The organism is Gluconobacter japonicus (assembly GCF_015244665.1).
In the GTDB taxonomy this organism is placed as follows: domain Bacteria; phylum Pseudomonadota; class Alphaproteobacteria; order Acetobacterales; family Acetobacteraceae; genus Gluconobacter; species Gluconobacter japonicus.
Genome location: NZ_JABCQN010000001.1, coordinates 379,197 through 394,730, shown reverse-complemented (window position 1 = coordinate 394,730; position 15,534 = coordinate 379,197). Strand labels below are relative to the sequence as shown.

At 56.5% G+C, this 15,534-nt stretch carries 14 protein-coding genes; 3 read left to right on the top strand and 11 right to left on the bottom strand.

Annotation, left to right across the window (positions count from 1 at the left end; all coding sequences use genetic code 11):
- Positions 1 to 160 precede the first annotated feature (160 nt).
- Both HKD32_RS01790 and HKD32_RS01785 read left to right on the top strand, forming a co-directional pair.
- Positions 161 to 1,498 (top strand): retropepsin-like aspartic protease, encoded by a 1,338-nt coding sequence (locus HKD32_RS01790; protein WP_194257399.1) that lies wholly within the window; start codon positions 161 to 163, stop codon positions 1,496 to 1,498.
- Between the two features lie 84 nt (positions 1,499 to 1,582).
- Complete coding sequence (locus tag HKD32_RS01785; RefSeq protein WP_228118689.1) at positions 1,583 to 1,933, top strand: hypothetical protein; 351 nt, start codon at positions 1,583 to 1,585, stop codon at positions 1,931 to 1,933.
- 9 nt (positions 1,934 to 1,942) lie between these two features.
- Here HKD32_RS01785 and HKD32_RS01780 read toward each other — a convergent pair whose 3' ends face one another.
- The 11 genes from HKD32_RS01780 to tkt form a co-directional block, all read right to left on the bottom strand.
- A complete protein-coding gene (locus tag HKD32_RS01780; RefSeq protein WP_194257398.1) occupies positions 1,943 to 2,470 on the bottom strand; it encodes a type 1 glutamine amidotransferase domain-containing protein in 528 nt (175 codons plus the stop codon).
- A 56-nt stretch (positions 2,471 to 2,526) separates the two neighbouring features.
- On the bottom strand, positions 2,527 to 3,969 hold the full coding sequence (gene aldA, locus HKD32_RS01775) for an aldehyde dehydrogenase (protein ID WP_194257397.1): 1,443 nt from the start codon (positions 3,967 to 3,969) through the stop codon (positions 2,527 to 2,529).
- 153 nt (positions 3,970 to 4,122) lie between these two features.
- Positions 4,123 to 4,980 carry a LysR family transcriptional regulator gene (locus HKD32_RS01770; RefSeq protein ID WP_194257396.1) on the bottom strand — a complete coding sequence of 286 codons (858 nt, stop codon included), beginning with the start codon at positions 4,978 to 4,980 and terminating at the stop codon, positions 4,123 to 4,125.
- 75 nt (positions 4,981 to 5,055) lie between these two features.
- Positions 5,056 to 5,535, bottom strand: a complete 480-nt coding sequence (locus HKD32_RS01765) for a YaiI/YqxD family protein (RefSeq protein WP_061932559.1) — start codon at positions 5,533 to 5,535, stop codon at positions 5,056 to 5,058.
- A complete protein-coding gene (locus HKD32_RS01760; protein ID WP_061932562.1) occupies positions 5,519 to 6,097 on the bottom strand; it encodes a gluconokinase in 579 nt (192 codons plus the stop codon). The genes HKD32_RS01765 and HKD32_RS01760 overlap by 17 nt, the downstream gene beginning before the upstream one ends.
- A complete protein-coding gene (gene rpiA / locus HKD32_RS01755; protein WP_194257395.1) occupies positions 6,085 to 6,777 on the bottom strand; it encodes a ribose-5-phosphate isomerase RpiA in 693 nt (230 codons plus the stop codon). Before rpiA ends, HKD32_RS01760 begins: the two co-directional genes overlap by 13 nt.
- Complete coding sequence (gene pgl / locus HKD32_RS01750) at positions 6,774 to 7,514, bottom strand: 6-phosphogluconolactonase (RefSeq protein WP_061932564.1); 741 nt, start codon at positions 7,512 to 7,514, stop codon at positions 6,774 to 6,776. The genes rpiA and pgl overlap by 4 nt, the downstream gene beginning before the upstream one ends.
- Positions 7,511 to 8,371: a Cof-type HAD-IIB family hydrolase gene (locus tag HKD32_RS01745; protein WP_061932566.1), complete on the bottom strand. Its 861-nt coding sequence runs from the start codon at positions 8,369 to 8,371 to the stop codon at positions 7,511 to 7,513. The genes pgl and HKD32_RS01745 overlap by 4 nt, the downstream gene beginning before the upstream one ends.
- Before the next feature lie 82 nt (positions 8,372 to 8,453).
- Entirely contained in the window at positions 8,454 to 9,452 is a 999-nt protein-coding gene (gnd, locus tag HKD32_RS01740) for a phosphogluconate dehydrogenase (NAD(+)-dependent, decarboxylating) (RefSeq protein ID WP_061932568.1), read from the bottom strand.
- Positions 9,453 to 9,455: 3 nt separating this feature from the next.
- On the bottom strand, positions 9,456 to 12,326 hold the full coding sequence (locus HKD32_RS01735) for a bifunctional transaldolase/phosoglucose isomerase (RefSeq protein WP_194257394.1): 2,871 nt from the start codon (positions 12,324 to 12,326) through the stop codon (positions 9,456 to 9,458).
- A gap of 11 nt (positions 12,327 to 12,337) precedes the next feature.
- Complete coding sequence (gene tkt / locus HKD32_RS01730) at positions 12,338 to 14,395, bottom strand: transketolase (RefSeq protein WP_194257393.1); 2,058 nt, start codon at positions 14,393 to 14,395, stop codon at positions 12,338 to 12,340.
- A gap of 121 nt (positions 14,396 to 14,516) precedes the next feature.
- Between tkt and HKD32_RS01725 the strand changes: the two genes are divergently transcribed.
- The gene (locus HKD32_RS01725) at positions 14,517 to 15,530 is read left to right on the top strand and encodes an MBL fold metallo-hydrolase (RefSeq protein WP_337905494.1); all 1,014 of its coding nucleotides are present in this window, start codon (positions 14,517 to 14,519) and stop codon (positions 15,528 to 15,530) included.
- Positions 15,531 to 15,534: the final 4 nt, after the last annotated feature.

The following is a 15,534-nucleotide window of genomic DNA, read 5'->3' as shown; positions in this document are numbered from 1 at the left end:
CTGTCGACAAAGACGGATGACGTTTCAATTTTGTCAGTTTATGTCTTTTTGTATGAAATTATTTCATTTTAAGCCTTTGAATGGTGCAATCCTTTCCAGCCGTACAGCCATAAGGCTGCGAGGACGAGTTTCCGCAATATCGGCCTTTATCACTGCGATAATGCTTGGAATAACGCCCGCCGCCCGTGCCGCGTCTATAGATGCCTTTACACCAGATATGGTTGAACAGGTGCCAGGTGCACCCCCGACTCTTCACGTCGAAGACAATTACGGAATTTTCGAAGCACTGGCTCACGGGGATGAAACCCGCCTCCAGTTTATCCAGACGGAACTGGCACATCTGATCCAGAGAGAGCCAACATTCTCCCATAAGACTATGCTGGGCTTCTGCCTGAGTGCCATTGCCCGCCTGCACGGGGATTATGACACCAGCAATCTGATTCTGAAGACCATGGCCAGCAAACTGGGACCGATTGGTGACCCGGAGAAAACCGTTAATCCGCTCGATTTCATGATTGAGCAGACTCTGAGCGGAAACCTGCTTTTGCAGGGCCACATCCGCGCATGGGCACTTTCACAGGAACAGATCGAACGTCAGTATTTCAAGCCTCTCCGTGCATATTACCATATGCCCAGCCTTGAGTTCAGCAATGCACAACCCATGACACTCAGCGTCTCTGCTGAGAGCATTCCAAACCAGGTTGTACGGTTGCCATTTCTGGATACGGTCAATTTCAATACAGCCCGTTCCAGTTTCACTCAGCAGGGTGTCAAAGCAGCGTCTACAAATGTCACCCTAGATGGAGAGACTGTTCCGGCGCTGATTGGCACCGGTACACTGACAGGTCTTCTCCCGGAAAAATTTTCTCGTGCACATAAACTACGGATCATCGGTCACTCCGATGCCATATCGGACGGGTCAGGCTCCCGATACTCCGGAAACTTCGTTGTTGTGCCTTCACTTGTCATTGGCAAAACCGTTTTCCTGAACCAGCTTTTCGCTATCTCCCGAGACAACGAAATCGTTATCGGCCTGCAACAACTAAGCCAGCTTCGACACGTCACCATAACGCGCGACGCCATGACCTATGGCCTGCATGCGCCATTCCAGTGCACGGCCGATCTTGTGACGGCCTCCATAAGAGCAGGATATGCAAGCCAGTGGCTTCTCCCTCTTCAGCGGGGAACACTGTCTGAATGGGCCATGGTCGATACTGGGGATAACAACGAAACGGTTCTGCATATCCGGACATCACATTTGCCCACTGACGCGCCCAATGCAGTCAGCCATGAATTTTACGACAGCGCTGCCGGGCGTCAGTCCAGCCAGATGGTGACAGTTCCAACGACCTTTTCGATAGGTTCTGTCTCCATTGTCGATCAGGCCCGATACACTCTTGGCTCCACAGGGAGCATTCCCCCTGCCCTCACTTACGGCCTGCTCAAATACGGATCGCTTCAATTCGATTGGCCAGAACACAAGGCCTGTTTCAATTAAAACATGTCTGGAATGATGAAAGCCTCCCATGATCGGCTTTCTTTCCGCTACTTCTCCAGAAACAGTTTCTCTGAAGGAAGCAGCATGGCTTATCGAATTCTTGCTTTTTTCGTCCTGATCCTTGCCTGTCCAACCGTTGCATCAGCAGCCTGCACGAGAGATGCCCTTCCCATGTCGCTCCCCGTTCAGCGCATGGACGAGCGCCTGCAGGATCTGGCTCACAAAACGGGATGTTTTATTCAGGTAGATCTCGCCTCTCTTGAGAGACTGAAGGCGCCAGCTCTATCAGGCACCCTGACAGCCAGACAGGCATTACGGCAGTCGCTCAAGGGAAGTCGCCTGAAGTCTCGGTTTGTGAAGGATCATTGGCAAATTACATCAACACGCAGGGTGGACGATCACCCCATTCATGATTCTTTTGTCCAACCCTGGTAGCTTCAGTCTCTAGCTGAGTTTGAAATGCTTGATGATTGCCCTGTTAAAAGCCGGGAGATCATCCGGGCAACGGGAAAATATATACGGTCCGTCTGTCACGACTTCCGTGTCCACCCAGTCCGCGCCAGCATTCTGAAAATCGGTTTTGATCGCCGGCCATGACGTCACGGTTCGACCGCGCAGTTCATTAACTTCAATCAGCGTCTGCGCGCCATGGCAGATCGCAGCAATCGGCTTATTGGCTTTTACGAACTCCTTCACAAACGCCACAACATCTTTGTTCATGCGCAGGGCATCCGGAGACGCCAGGCCGCCCGGAAGTAGAAGGGCATCGAAGTCCGAAGCCTTGGCATCAGCAATCGCCAGATCCGCACGGATTTTATTAGACGGATAGATATCCTTATTAACGGCCTGAAATTCACCCGCTTTCAAGGAAATGACCGTGACGGTCGCACCTGCTTTTTCCAAAGCTTCCTTCGGGGATGTCAGCTCGATTTCTTCCAGGCCATCCGTGGCCAGCGCAGCAACTTTAACCATGTTTCCGATCCTTTCATGAAAAAAGGGCAGCCACTCATAGGCTGCCCGGCTGAACCTCAGGCGTTGAGGTAAATTGTTTTGGTCTGCACATAGGCTTCCAGACCGTGCTGTCCATCTTCGCCCCCAAGGCCACTTTCCTTGTAGCCATGGTGGAAGCCCTGCGGCGCTTCACCGCCCGGACGGTTCACATAAACCTCACCGAACTCCAGTTCGCGGGTCATGCGCAGAATGCGGCCCAGATCTTTCGTGAAAAGATAGGCCGACAGCCCGTAACGGCAATCATTGGCCCAGGCGAGCGCCTGATCAAAATCCTTCACCTTGATGAGAGACATGACCGGGCCGAAGACCTCGTTATGGACGATATCCATATCCTGCGAGACATTCGTCAGCAGTGTCGGTGCATAGAAATAGCCTTTGTCGTACACGCCACCCGTCAGACGCTTGCCGCCGGTTTCCAGCTTTGCACCCTGCCTGACGGCCTTTTCCACCATTTCATGAACTTTCTTCAGTTCATCTTCGCTGACCTTTGGCCCCATATCCGTTTCCGGATCTGTCGGTAGCCCGACCTTCAGGTCAGCGATCTTCTGACGAACCTTCTGAACAAACTCGTCATAGACCGCTTCATGAATGTAAGTCCGCTCATTGCAGGTGCAGACCTGCCCCGTGTTCATGAAACGGGATTGCACGGCGGCCTCGGCCGCTTTTTCCAGATCAGCATCTTCCATGACGAGGAAAGGCGCCTTACCGCCCAGTTCCAGTCGGACTTCCTTCAGCGTCTCCGCCGCCGCTGCCATGATCTTCTTACCCGCAGGCGTAGAACCCGTCATGGTAATGAGCTTGACGTCCGGATGTGCCACTAGTGGAACACCAACTTCCGGCCCGTCGCCCGTGACAATATTCACCACGCCCTTGGGAATTTTCGCTTCCTCAACCAGCTTCGCCAAATGGAGCGATGCGAGAGGTGTCAACTCGTGGGGCTTCACGACGATCGTGTTGCCAGCGGCGATGGCAGGACCAATCTTGCGCGCACAAAGCGCCAGCGGGAAATTCCATGCCGTGATGGCACCAATGACGCCCAAGGGAACACGGTCAATCAGGATCTTCTCATCCGGCGTGCTGCCGGGAATGATTTCGCCCTGAAGCCGCAACGTATTTTCGGCGGCAAACCTTAAAAGCCCGATCGCAAAATCAACTTCAACACGAGCCTCCTTGAGCGGCTTGCCCATTTCAGACGTGATGATTTCAGCCAGCTTCTCTTTGTCCCGCTTCACGAGATCCTTGAGAACATGGACGTAGTCCGCACGCTCGGCCGCGGTTTTACGGCTCCATGCAGGGAATGCGGTCTTGGCTGCCGCTACCGCCCGGTCGAGGTCTGCTTCTCCACCCCGGGCAGCCTGCCCTACCGTTTCTTTGGTTGCAGGGTTCTCAACGGAAATCCATTCACCGGTTTCCGGAGCAACCCATTCATTATTGATAAAAAGATCGTATTTCGGTGCCATTGACTGCTCCTGTATTCAGGGCGACGCGTCTTGCGCTGTATTGTGTCAGACGCATGAGACCGCCACCGGTTCAGTCGATGACCGAAGACTGACAAAGAGCAGTGATTATTAAAAGTGATGATACATCAGCTTATCATTCACTTTATGTGAGCTTCAGACCAAAGCTTGCAGACTCTTCACAAACATCTGACCAAGCGGTCCCAGACCAGGCTCCCGCCAGACGGCATAAATATCGCTGCCTTGCAGATCCTCTGGATACAGCACGTTGACTTGCTCACACCGCTTTGCCTGCAACGTTGAAAGGACACTTTGGGGAATGCAGGAAATCCCTAATCCAGCTTCCACACAGGCCAGAATGACATCATAGGATTCGATGGTATGAATAAGCCCTCCACCAACGCCCCCTTGCTCCAGCCAGGCCTCGAAATACCGCCGGTACAGACAGTCCGTGTTGAACAGGAAAACCGCCTGACCAGAGCGTAAAATGTCCTGGTTTTTGGGTAAAACAATTGCCAGACGCTCGCGAAAAGCAAAAGCACTGCTCATCATCGGATGTTCGATCGGCCCGTCTGTCAAAGCCAGATCGATTTCCCCATCCATCAGCATCCGTTCAAGCGTATCCGTTGGGCGGATCAGCATCCTGATTTCCACACCAGGCGCTGACGCCAGAAACCGGGGAACGCGGTCCGGCAGATAGGTCTTCAGCGCCACATCCAGTGCCCCGACTGTCAAAACACCCTTGGGCGATCCCTCGGAAAACAGATCCGTCAAGCCTCGAGCCTGATCCACAACCGCCTTCGCTCGCTGATGAAACAATCGTCCTTCCGGCGTCAGAAACAATCGGTTCTTTTCGCGGGTAAACAGGTCCTGCCCCAGCAGCTGTTCCAGTTCCCGCAGCCGCGCTGTTACGTTGGATGCCACACAGTTCAGCATGCGTGAGGCTGCCACCACTGTCCCCGTTTCAACGACCGCACAGAACATTTCAAGCTGGGCAAGACGCAACGGATTCATGGGCGGTTTTTCCTCAGCGACGGACTCTTATCCCCAGATTCATGGAACATCTCCGGGGACGTCCCTGTGGATCATTTATGAAGAACTGGGGACCACTTTGGAAAGGACAGCTTTCCTGCGGAGTCGCACGATGAGCGTATCGAGAGCGGAAAGAAACCGGCTTCGATCCGCTTTTCCGAAAGAGGGATTGTAGGTGTTCACAGTGCCGGTTTCGCGCAGATTATGCATCAGATCCCGCATGGCCGAGACCATTCCAACCGAGCGTTCATCAATCTCTTCGCCATTCGGTCGAAGAACTGCCGCGCTCTTGTCCAGACACCGGACGGCAAGCGGCACGTCATTGGTCACGACGATATCGAACGCGACCGCCTGTTCCGCAATCCAGTCATCCGCAACGTCGGGACCTTCCGGCACCACAACGCGTTCGATCAAAGGAGACTGTGGAATATTGATCCACCGATTGGCAACAACCAGCGTCTGGAGGCCATAACGGCCTGCCACACGGTAGATTTCATCTTTTACAGGGCAGGCATCTGCGTCAACCAGTAGCCGCATGAACTTCCTTCTGGTTTTCTTCGTCCCGAAACTGGCGGATTAACCGTTCAAGAATAACATCCGGATGGTCTTCACCGCAAACATGAATGACCGGTTCATCATCTCCCGGCTCTTCCAGCGTCGCCAGTTGGCTTGGCAGGAGGCTGGGCGGCATGAAATGCCCGGTGCGATGCGCCATACGATCTTCAAGCGTGTCCGGCTTCACGCGAACATGCACGAACTCCACCGGCAAGCCACGACGCAACTGTTCCCGATACACGCGCTTTAGTGCAGAACACGTCAGCACGGCACCATGCCGCAGTGCAACTTCGTGCTTTAGCCATTCATGACAGACTTCAAGCCACGGCTTGCGATCTTCGTCCGTCAGCGGCTGCCCGGCACTCATCTTGTCGACATTACTCTGGGGATGAAGGGAATCCCCTTCTTGAAAATGCCAGCCGAGACGGGTGGCAAGGCCGGTGGCAATCGTTGTCTTGCCCGTCCCGGAAACCCCCATAACCACCAGAAACCGCGGCCTGACTCCCATGGCTCCAACAGACTGAACAGTCCCTATGGTTCCCATCGCTCCACTCCCTGTTCTGTCGCAACCAGAACTTCAGACGCCATGTTCAGGAACATGCCGTGTTCCACCACGCCTACGATCGCGTCTATCTGGCGCGCCAGTTCTTCCGGGTCCTCGATCGGACCGAACGTGCAATCCAGAATCATGTTGCCGTTGTCACTGACAAACAGGTTTCCGTCACGGTCGGTCCGCGGCTTGACGCCCTTGGCACCGCAGGCTGACAACCGTTCTGCCGTGCATTCCCAACCAAAAGAAATCACTTCCACGGGAATTGGGACACGCTCGCCAAGGTGATCAACCGGCTTGCTGCCATCCACGATGACGACGAATTTCTTCGCAGCCTGTGCAACAATCTTTTCCCGCAGAAGTGCTCCGCCAAGGCCTTTGATCAGATGCAACGGCCCACGCTGGACTTCATCCGCCCCATCAATGGCAATATCGAGCCGACGATGAGCCGCAAAATCCGTCAGTGGAATACCGGCTTTCTTCGCCTTGCGGGCACTGTCTTCGGACGTTGGAATCCCCACAATGTGAAGACCTTCCGTGATCCGCTCACCCAGTCGCTCGATCATGTAAGTCGCAGTGCTGCCCGTTCCTAGGCCGACAACCATCCCGCTTTTGACCATATCTGCTGCTTGCCGGGCTGCGGTACGCTTGTGGATTTCCATATCCGAACTCATGCCGCGTCTCCCGTTGCGGCACGGTCAGCCAGAATGACAATACGACCTTCACTGGTCACATTCGCGGACGGGAGGCTCTTATCCCCGTCCCGCAGACGCTTCAGCATCTCAACCTTGGAGGCCCCAGTCACAAGGAAAACCACCAGAGCGCTGGAAGCGATCGCCGGATATGTCAGTGTAATGCGTTCATGCGGTGCAGTCTTCGGAGCCGCCGTTCCTACCCATGCCGTCTTTTCCTGCAGCACAGGCTCACCTGGAAACAGCGAGGCGGTATGACCATCTGTTCCCAGACCCAGCATCACGAGATCAAACAGCGGACGAGCCGGATCAAGTCTGGTCGCGCCATAGGCCGTCTCAAGCGTCTTCTGGTAGGTCTTTGCATCGGCTTTGACAGTTGAACCTGTCGGCATTGGATGGACATTGCCTGCCGGAACCGGCACGCGACTGATCAGCACAGACTGTCCAACCGCATGATTGCTGTCCGGGTGGCCCTCGGGAACATGCCGCTCATCTCCGTAGAAGATCTCGACACGCTCCCAGGGAATACGCTTTGCCAGTTCCGGCTCGGCCAGGAGTTCAAACAGGCGCTTGGGCGTTGATCCACCAGATAAGGCAACACGGAATTTCCCGTCCGTCTTGGCGAGAACACCTTCTACCAGAAGATCCGCCATTCGAAGGGCGACTGCTTCTGAATCAGGCAGTGTTTCCAGCGTTGCTGTACGGATATCGCTCGTCATGTGTTGCGGACCCTTGGCAGAATGTAACGCTCGACAGCTTTGGCCCAGCCATCGCGTTCATTGGTGTCTGTAAAAACCTGGGCAGCGGCTCTTACATCTTCTTCAGCCTGCCCCATCGCAATACCCAACCCTGCGACGGAGAACATCGGCAGGTCATTATGGGCATCCCCCAAGCAGGCCACTTCATGCGGCTCCACGCCATGGGCGCGGGCCAGTTCACGCACGGCTTCGCCCTTGTTGGCAAGCGCAGGCGTAATGTCGAGCAGCATTTCTGAAGAACGCCGCACACTTGCCTCACCCCGGAGCATGGCCGCCAGTTCAGTTTCGACACGCTGAAGCAGATCGTAGTCGTTGCTAACGCCCATAACCTTGCCAATCCCGTCGAATTCATGACGAAGATCCGGCACCTGATGCGGCGTCAGACCGGTGATGCGGCGTTCATGCTCCACAAACGGTGTCGCGACATCACTGACCATCCAGTAAGACTGACGCAGCAGCCAGGTCTCGATCCCGTGAACATGCAGCATGTCATGCACCACGGAGAGAACATCGCGGGAAAGGACACGGCTGACCGTTGGTGTTCCATCCGGTGCAAAAATGATGCCACCGTTGAAACCAGCGTTTTGACCGCTCAAGCCGAGTTGTGAAATGTATTTTGTCATCGCAGCCGGTGGCCGCGCACTTGCCAGACAGAGCGGAATACCGCGCTTCTGAAGCTCCTTTGCCATCGCCATCGTAGAGGGAGCGATTGTCTTTTCCGGTGTCAGGAGCGTTCCATCCATATCGGAAACAACCATCCGGATCGTATCCGGCATTGGAGGAAGTTCCGCGTGAATGGTATCGAGATCAATGGACATGCAAGCCCCTGTCGGTCGGCCATATTGAATGGGGGAATGAGCATACTGCGCTCACTCCCCCTTGCCCATCCGTCAGAAGGGCTTATTTCGGCTCGACGTGACCGCCAAAGCCGAAACGTTGCGCCGAGAGGATCTTCTCAGCGAAGTTGTTGCCCGACCGCGAACGGAAACGGGTGAAGAGAGCCGCCGTCATGACAGGCGCCGGCACGTCTTCCTCAATGGCGGCTTCGATCGTCCAGCGACCTTCACCAGAGTCAGCCACTTCACCGGAGAACTCGGAAAGTTCACCCGACTTAGCGAGGGCTTCTGCCGTCAGATCCAGCAGCCAGGACGACACGACACTGCCGCGACGCCAGACTTCGGCAATATCCGCCATGTTCAGATCGAAGCGATCGCCTTCGGCCAGAACAGGAGAGTTTTTGCTCTTCATGATATCAAAGCCTTCCGCGAAGGCCTGCATCATGCCGTATTCGATGCCGTTGTGAATCATCTTCACAAAGTGACCTGAACCGGACGGACCACAGTGCAGATAGCCCTGCTCAGCCCGCGGATCGAGACCCGGAGCATCGCGGTTCGGCGTGACGGGAACATCGCCCTTGCCTGGAGCCAGAGCCGCCAGAATTGGATCGATATAATCCGCAGCCTCCTTAGGCCCGCCATACATCATGCAGTACCCGCGTTCGAGGCCCCACACGCCGCCGGACGTCCCGACATCAACGTAGGAAATACCCTTTGCAGACAGTTCTTCTGCACGTCGGACGTCATCCTTGTAGTAGCTGTTGCCACCGTCGATGATGACGTCACCCTTGCCCAGTAGCGTGCCAAGCTGTTGCACGCAGGCTTCGGTAATCTTGCCAGCAGGCAGCATGACCCAGACGACACGATGCGTGTCCCCTTCGAGGCCCTTCACAAGGGCCTCGACACTGTCCACACCCGTAGCGCGTCCACCTTCGGCGCGCTGCACGATGGAGTCCGTAACGGACGCCGTGCGGTCATGCACAACAACATCATGTCCATGACGGGTCAGGCGGACGGCAATATTTCCGCCCATACGACCCAGACCAATGATACCGATACGCATGCCTTATGCTCCTGCAATCGCTTTATGAATGGCCGCAGCAAGGGTCTTCAGGCCCTCTTCCAGCGATCCATCGATATGCACCCGCAGGGCACGACGCCCACGGGCTGAAAGAACCTCAAAATCACCGCGAGCCTGTGCCGCCTTGACGACACCAAAGCTGAAGCCATGTCCCGGAACCGGAACATCAGCCGCGTCCTTCGCAGTCACCTGAAGGAAAACACCACTGTCCGGTCCACCCTTGTAGGCCTGTCCCGTCGAGTGAAGGAACCGGGGACCAAACTCGGCTGCCGTAGCAACCTTGAGTGCGTTCCGCAGATCCATACGGACGTCCTGCGCCCAATCACGTGTCTCCCGGTTACGCTCGATGTAAGCCAGAAGGCCCACGTAATCGCCCGGTCCAACACGCTCGAAGTGCTTCTTCAGAATGGAGACCGTATCGCCTGCTCCAAGAGCCGCAGCATTCTTCTCATCCGCGTAGAAGGAGAAGTTTCCATCAACGGCAAACGGTGCCTCAGCCGGGAGAGAGCCGGTTTCAGCATAAGCTGTGGTCAGCTTGCGCGTTTCCACCTTGCTGAACTCGACATCTGGCTGATCGAACGGATCAATGCCCAGAACCGCACCGGCAACAGCCGTGGCGAATTCAAAGACAAAGAAAGCCTGCCCAATCTCATTCTTGTCCGACAGACGGACCGTCACGACCGGAGCTCCCGCTTCGCGCAGCGCACCCAGACGACTGTCAGGCGTGTCACCTTCAAGCAGCAGGTCCACGAAAACGCGGTCCTTGCCGTAGACGTCAGGCGTACCGAGTTCTTCCTCGTCGATCGGAACGAGACCCGTGCCCTTCTTGCCGGTACTTTCGGCAATGAGCTGCTCGAGCCATGCCCCGAAGGACGCGATGCCCTTGGAGGCCAGGATCGTCACCTTGTCACGACCAAAGCACTTGGCCGAATGACCAAGGATCAGACCCAGCGTCACACCCGGATTGACATGGGCTGGTGCGCTTGGGCCACAGCTCTCGACCATCAGGTTCGTGATCGTCAGGAACTTGCGAACGTCCAGACCACTGACAGCGGCAGGCACCAGACCGAAGTTGGACAGCACGGAGAACCGGCCACCAATCTTCGGATCACCGTAGAAAATACGCCAGAAGCCGTTTTCTTCTGCGACCTTCTGCATATGGGACTCAGGATCCGTAATGGCGATGAAGTTATCGCCTGGAGCCTTGCCCAGAGCCTGACCGGCGACCGTCCAGAAATGCGCGAACAGAATGTTCGGCTCCAGCGTGCCGCCAGACTTGCTGGCCACGATAAACAGGGTCTTCTTGAGGTTAACCGCCTTCTCGTATGTCCGGACCTGCTGAGGGTCCGTGCTGTCGAGGACATGCAGTTTCGGCCATCCTTCCTGCTGACCGAACGTCTCGGCCAGTACTTCCGGACCAAGGCTCGAACCGCCCATACCCAGCAGAAGAATATCCGTAAAACCACGGCTGCGGACATCGCGGGCCAGAAGCTCCAGCTCTTCGATGTGCCACAGACGGTCCTGAACGATGGTCAGCCAGTTCAGCCAACCGGCTTCCGGACCATTCGTCCAGACAGAGGCGTCCTTCGCCCAGATGCGACGGACCAGACCTTCCTTGCTCCACGCCTTCTCGGATTCCGCAACATCGTCGCGGATATCAGAGGGAAGGTCAGCTGTGACGTGGAGCAACCGTTTTCCCAGCACGGACTCCCGCTTTTCAGCGACCGCACCAAGAAGGGTATCGAAGGATTCAGAGAAGGAAGCACAGCCATCCTTCACCAGCTTCGCCGTCACACCGGCCAGATCCAGACCAAGACGCTCGGCCTCAGCAAGAACGTGACGGGCTTCTTCAACGTTTTCCGTCAGGCTCTCACGGAGCTTGCCGTGATCGCGGAACGCATCGAACGTTGCGGGTGGAATGGTGTTGACCGTCTCCGGACCAATCAGCTCTTCGACGTACAGGACGTCAGAGTAAGCCTTGTCTTTTGTACCGGTGCTGGCCCAGAGCAGACGCTGCGGGTTGGCACCCTTGGCAGCGAGTGCCTGCCAACGTGGGCTCTTCTTGACGTCCAGATAATACTGGTAAGCGATCTTGGCGTTCGCAATGGCAACCTTGCCACGCAGAGCCTTGAGCGCTTCCGCATCCTTGTCGCCAGCGGCAACACGGCGGTCGATCTCGCCATCAATCTTCGCGTCGATACGGCTGACGAAGAAGGAGGCCACGCTGGAGATGTGGGAAATGTCTTCCCCACGGGCTGCGCGGGCTTCAAGACCGGAAATATACGCTTCCAGAACGGCCTTGTAGGCTTCCAGAGAGAACAGCAGCGTCACGTTGATGTTGATGCCGTCCGCAATCGCTTCGCGGATCGCACCCGTGCCTTCTGCCGTGCCCGGAATCTTGACCATCAGGTTCTTGCGACCGACAGCCTTCCACAGGCGACGGGCCTCCGTGATGGTACCCGCAGCATCAAATGCGAGATACGGAGAGACTTCGAGGCTGACGTAACCGTCCAGGCCCTTGGTCTTTTCGAACACCGGATAGAGAACACCGCAGGCAGCGCGAATGTCATCAATCGCGAGGTGTTCGTAAAGGTCTCCAGCAGAGAGACCTTCCCCTTCAAGAAGCTTGCGGATCTGGGGATCGTATTCCGTCCCCTTACCGATGGCCTTCTCGAAAATGGCCGGGTTGGAGGTCACCCCACGAAGCCCGTCTTCCTCGACGAGCTTCTTGAGGCTGCCATCTTCCGTAAAGCTGCGCTGGATAAAGTCCAGCCAGGGGGACTGGCCATGCTTTTCCAGATCCCGCAGGACACTGCCCACTTTATCTAGGCCGGTATTAGAGATTGTGTCTGCCACAGGCTCTCTCCTTACTTGCTACGGGCAGCCTGACGCTTTGCGGCGTCAAAGACTGCTTCTGGCGTAAACCCGAACTTGGTCAGAAGTGCAGAGGCCGGAGCCGATGCACCAAACGTATTCATGGCGATGATCGCGCCGCCGAGACCGACGTAACGGTCCCAGCCAAAGGCTGCTGCCTGCTCAACGGCCACACGGCCAATCACGTCAGGCGGCAGGACAGAGTCGCGGTATTCCTGAGGCTGCTCTTCGAAAAGATCGAAACTTGGGAACGATACCACGCGAGCCTTCACACCTTCTGCCGTAAGCTTTTCATAAGCTTCGACAACCAGCGATACTTCAGAACCCGACGCCATCAGAATCACATCCGGCTTACCGTCACAGGAGGCCAGAACGTATGCCCCCTTCGCCAGACCGGAAGCCGCTGCGTACTTGCTGCGGTCAATTGTTGGCAGATTCTGGCGGCTCAGAGCCAGAACAGCAGGCTTGTGCGTCAGCGGGATCAGCGTGCGCCAGGCTTCTGCAACCTCGTTGGCGTCGGACGGACGGATCGTCATGATGCCTGGGGTCGCGCGAAGTTGAGCAAGCTGCTCGATCGGCTGATGGGTCGGACCATCTTCACCGACGCCGATGGAGTCATGCGTGAAGATGTACGTCACCGGCAGTTCCATAATGGCCGACAGACGGATCGGAGCCTTCATGTAATCAGAGAAGATCAGGAAGCCGGAGCCATAAGCCCGAATACCGGACAGAGCGATACCGTTGCAGATGGAACCCATCGCATGCTCACGCACACCGAAATGCAGGTTGCGGCCACCATAAGTGCCACCCCACTGCGGCGGCTGGAACGATCCACCACCCTTGATGTCCGTCTTCGTGGATGGCGTCAGGTCAGCGGAGCCACCGATCATCCAGGGCAGGTTCTTGGCAACGGCATTCAGCACCTGGCCAGAGCTTGCACGAGAGGCGACGCCCTTTGCATCAGCTTCGAAAACCGGGATGTCCTTGTCCCAGCCTTCTGGCAGACGGTGCTCGAAGATCGCTTCAAGCTCGGCAGCTTCCTTGGGATGCGCTTCCTTGTAAGCCGAGAACAGTTCACGCCACTGGGCATTGGCAGCCGCACCGCGCTTGCCAAGACCTTCTGCGAAGTGCTCCTTCACACCGTCCGGCACATAGAAGTCACCAGCCCCTTCCGGCCAGCCATAAGCGGCCTTCGCGCCCTTGATCTCTTCCGCACCCAGCGGTTCACCATGAGCCGAAGCCGTACCGGCCTTCTTGGGAGCACCATAACCGATGACCGTTTTCAGAACGATCAGGCTTGGACGGTCCGTTACCTTCTTGGCTTCCTGAAGCGCCTTCAGGATCGCATCGACGTCGTTGCCGTCCGTCAGCGTCTGAACGTGCCACTTGTAGGCCTCGAAGCGCTTACCAACGTCTTCCGTCAGAGCAAGGTCCGTCGAACCTTCAATGGAGATCTGGTTGGAATCGTAAACCCAGGTCAGGTTACCAAGACCAAGATGCCCAGCTGTGGAAGCTGCTTCCGAAGCCACGCCTTCCATCATGTCGCCATCGCCACAGAACACCGTGACGTGATAGTCGAACAGCTTGAAACCGGGACGGTTATACGTCTCAGCCAGCCACTTCTCGGCAATCGCCATACCGACTGAGTTGCCACAGCCCTGGCCCAGAGGGCCGGTTGTGGTTTCAACACCGGACGTGAAACGGTATTCCGGATGGCCCGGCGTGCGGGAGTTCAGCTGACGGAACTGCTTCAGATCCTCGATCGTCAGAGCCGGGCTCTCGACAACCTTGCCGTCCTGGATGTCGCGAACGCCTGTCAGGAACAGCGTCGAGTACAGCAGCATGGAGGCATGCCCGACGGACAGGACGAAACGGTCACGGGCTGGCCATAGCGGATCAGCCGGATCGTAGTTCAGATCATGCTGCCACAGCGCATACATTGCAGGAGCGAGAGCCATTGCCGTTCCGGGGTGACCGGAATTCGCGCGCTCGACGCCGTCCATGGAAAGTGTGCGGATGGTATTGATACCGAGTTCAGGAAGGGTACTCATCGGTATAGGGTCTCCGGCTTGTGACGAGCGGGGGAAAGATCAATGATGCCCCCGCACCTTCTGCAGCCACGGCATGACGCGATATCACGTCTGACGCAATGCTTGATGGGTAAACCATATTGTGAAACACGCTCTTGTGCTCGACGACAACCCGCTACACTTCGACGGAACACGTTATTTCAACCCACCTTCGTGGCGCCCCGATAACACTGCCCCTGTGCGAACACCGGGTCAGCGCTTCCGAAATATCCTGAAATGGCAGCTCAGCCTGCGTCCCCGCTGGCCCGATGCCCTGCCCCCTCAGACACCCCACACCCTGACTGCTCCCGCGCCCGGTGAATGCCTCGCAACCTTCATCGGCCATGCCACCGTTCTTCTTCAGTTCGGGCGACAGGGGCGTGAACCATTACGCATCATCACGGACCCGGTGTTTTCAGAACGCTGTTCCCCCTTCCGCAGTTTCGGCCCCAAACGCGTCCGCCCACCCGGCATTCCTCTGGAGGCCCTTCCACCCATCGACATGATCCTGATATCGCATTGCCACTACGATCATATGGATCTGCCAACCCTGCGGGTTATGGCCTTAAAGAACGACGCAGTGTGCATTTCCCTGTCAGGCAATCGTAGACATCTGGAAAAGGCCGGACTTCCCCGCATCGTCGAACTCGACTGGTGGGAAGGCACACAGGCTGAAGGTGCGCGAATCACGGCAACCCCAGCCCTGCATGGGAGCGCCCGCACACCGTTCGACCAGAACATGGCGCTTTGGGGCGGCTTTATGATCGAAGCCGAAGGTAAAAAAGCCTTCTTCGCTGGCGATACTGCCTGGGGCACACATTTCGACGCCATCCATCGGCGCTGGAACACCATCGACCTCGCCATCCTCCCCATTGGCGCCTACGAACCGCGCAATTTCATGCGCCGTGTTCATATGAACCCGGAAGAAGCCGTGATGGCATTCGACACCCTCACGCCGGATCAGGCCATCGCTATCCATTTCGGAACCTTTCAGCTCACGGATGAGGCCATTCTGGAACCTGCCGCACGACTGGAAATCGCTTCCCAGGATCGTCCAAGACGCTTCAAAGCGCTGGAAAATGGCGAGACCCTTACCCTTCCGTCATCAAGCCGCTAACCTA

Excerpts from the sequence above, each read along its gene's own strand:
- rpiA (WP_194257395.1), bottom strand. The coding sequence starts at position 6,777 with ATGAGTTCGGATATGGAAATCCACAAGCGTACCGCAGCCCGGCAAGCA.
- HKD32_RS01770 (WP_194257396.1), bottom strand. The coding sequence starts at position 4,980 with ATGAATCCGTTGCGTCTTGCCCAGCTTGAAATGTTCTGTGCGGTCGTT.
- HKD32_RS01780 (WP_194257398.1), bottom strand. The coding sequence starts at position 2,470 with ATGGTTAAAGTTGCTGCGCTGGCCACGGATGGCCTGGAAGAAATCGAG.
- gnd (WP_061932568.1), bottom strand. The coding sequence starts at position 9,452 with ATGCGTATCGGTATCATTGGTCTGGGTCGTATGGGCGGAAATATTGCC.
- HKD32_RS01760 (WP_061932562.1), bottom strand. The coding sequence starts at position 6,097 with ATGGGAACCATAGGGACTGTTCAGTCTGTTGGAGCCATGGGAGTCAGG.
- HKD32_RS01790 (WP_194257399.1), top strand. The coding sequence starts at position 161 with ATGCTTGGAATAACGCCCGCCGCCCGTGCCGCGTCTATAGATGCCTTT.
- HKD32_RS01765 (WP_061932559.1), bottom strand. The coding sequence starts at position 5,535 with ATGCGGCTACTGGTTGACGCAGATGCCTGCCCTGTAAAAGATGAAATC.
- HKD32_RS01785 (WP_228118689.1), top strand. The coding sequence starts at position 1,583 with ATGGCTTATCGAATTCTTGCTTTTTTCGTCCTGATCCTTGCCTGTCCA.
- aldA (WP_194257397.1), bottom strand. The coding sequence starts at position 3,969 with ATGGCACCGAAATACGATCTTTTTATCAATAATGAATGGGTTGCTCCG.
- pgl (WP_061932564.1), bottom strand. The coding sequence starts at position 7,514 with ATGACGAGCGATATCCGTACAGCAACGCTGGAAACACTGCCTGATTCA.
- tkt (WP_194257393.1), bottom strand. The coding sequence starts at position 14,395 with ATGAGTACCCTTCCTGAACTCGGTATCAATACCATCCGCACACTTTCC.
- HKD32_RS01745 (WP_061932566.1), bottom strand. The coding sequence starts at position 8,371 with ATGTCCATTGATCTCGATACCATTCACGCGGAACTTCCTCCAATGCCG.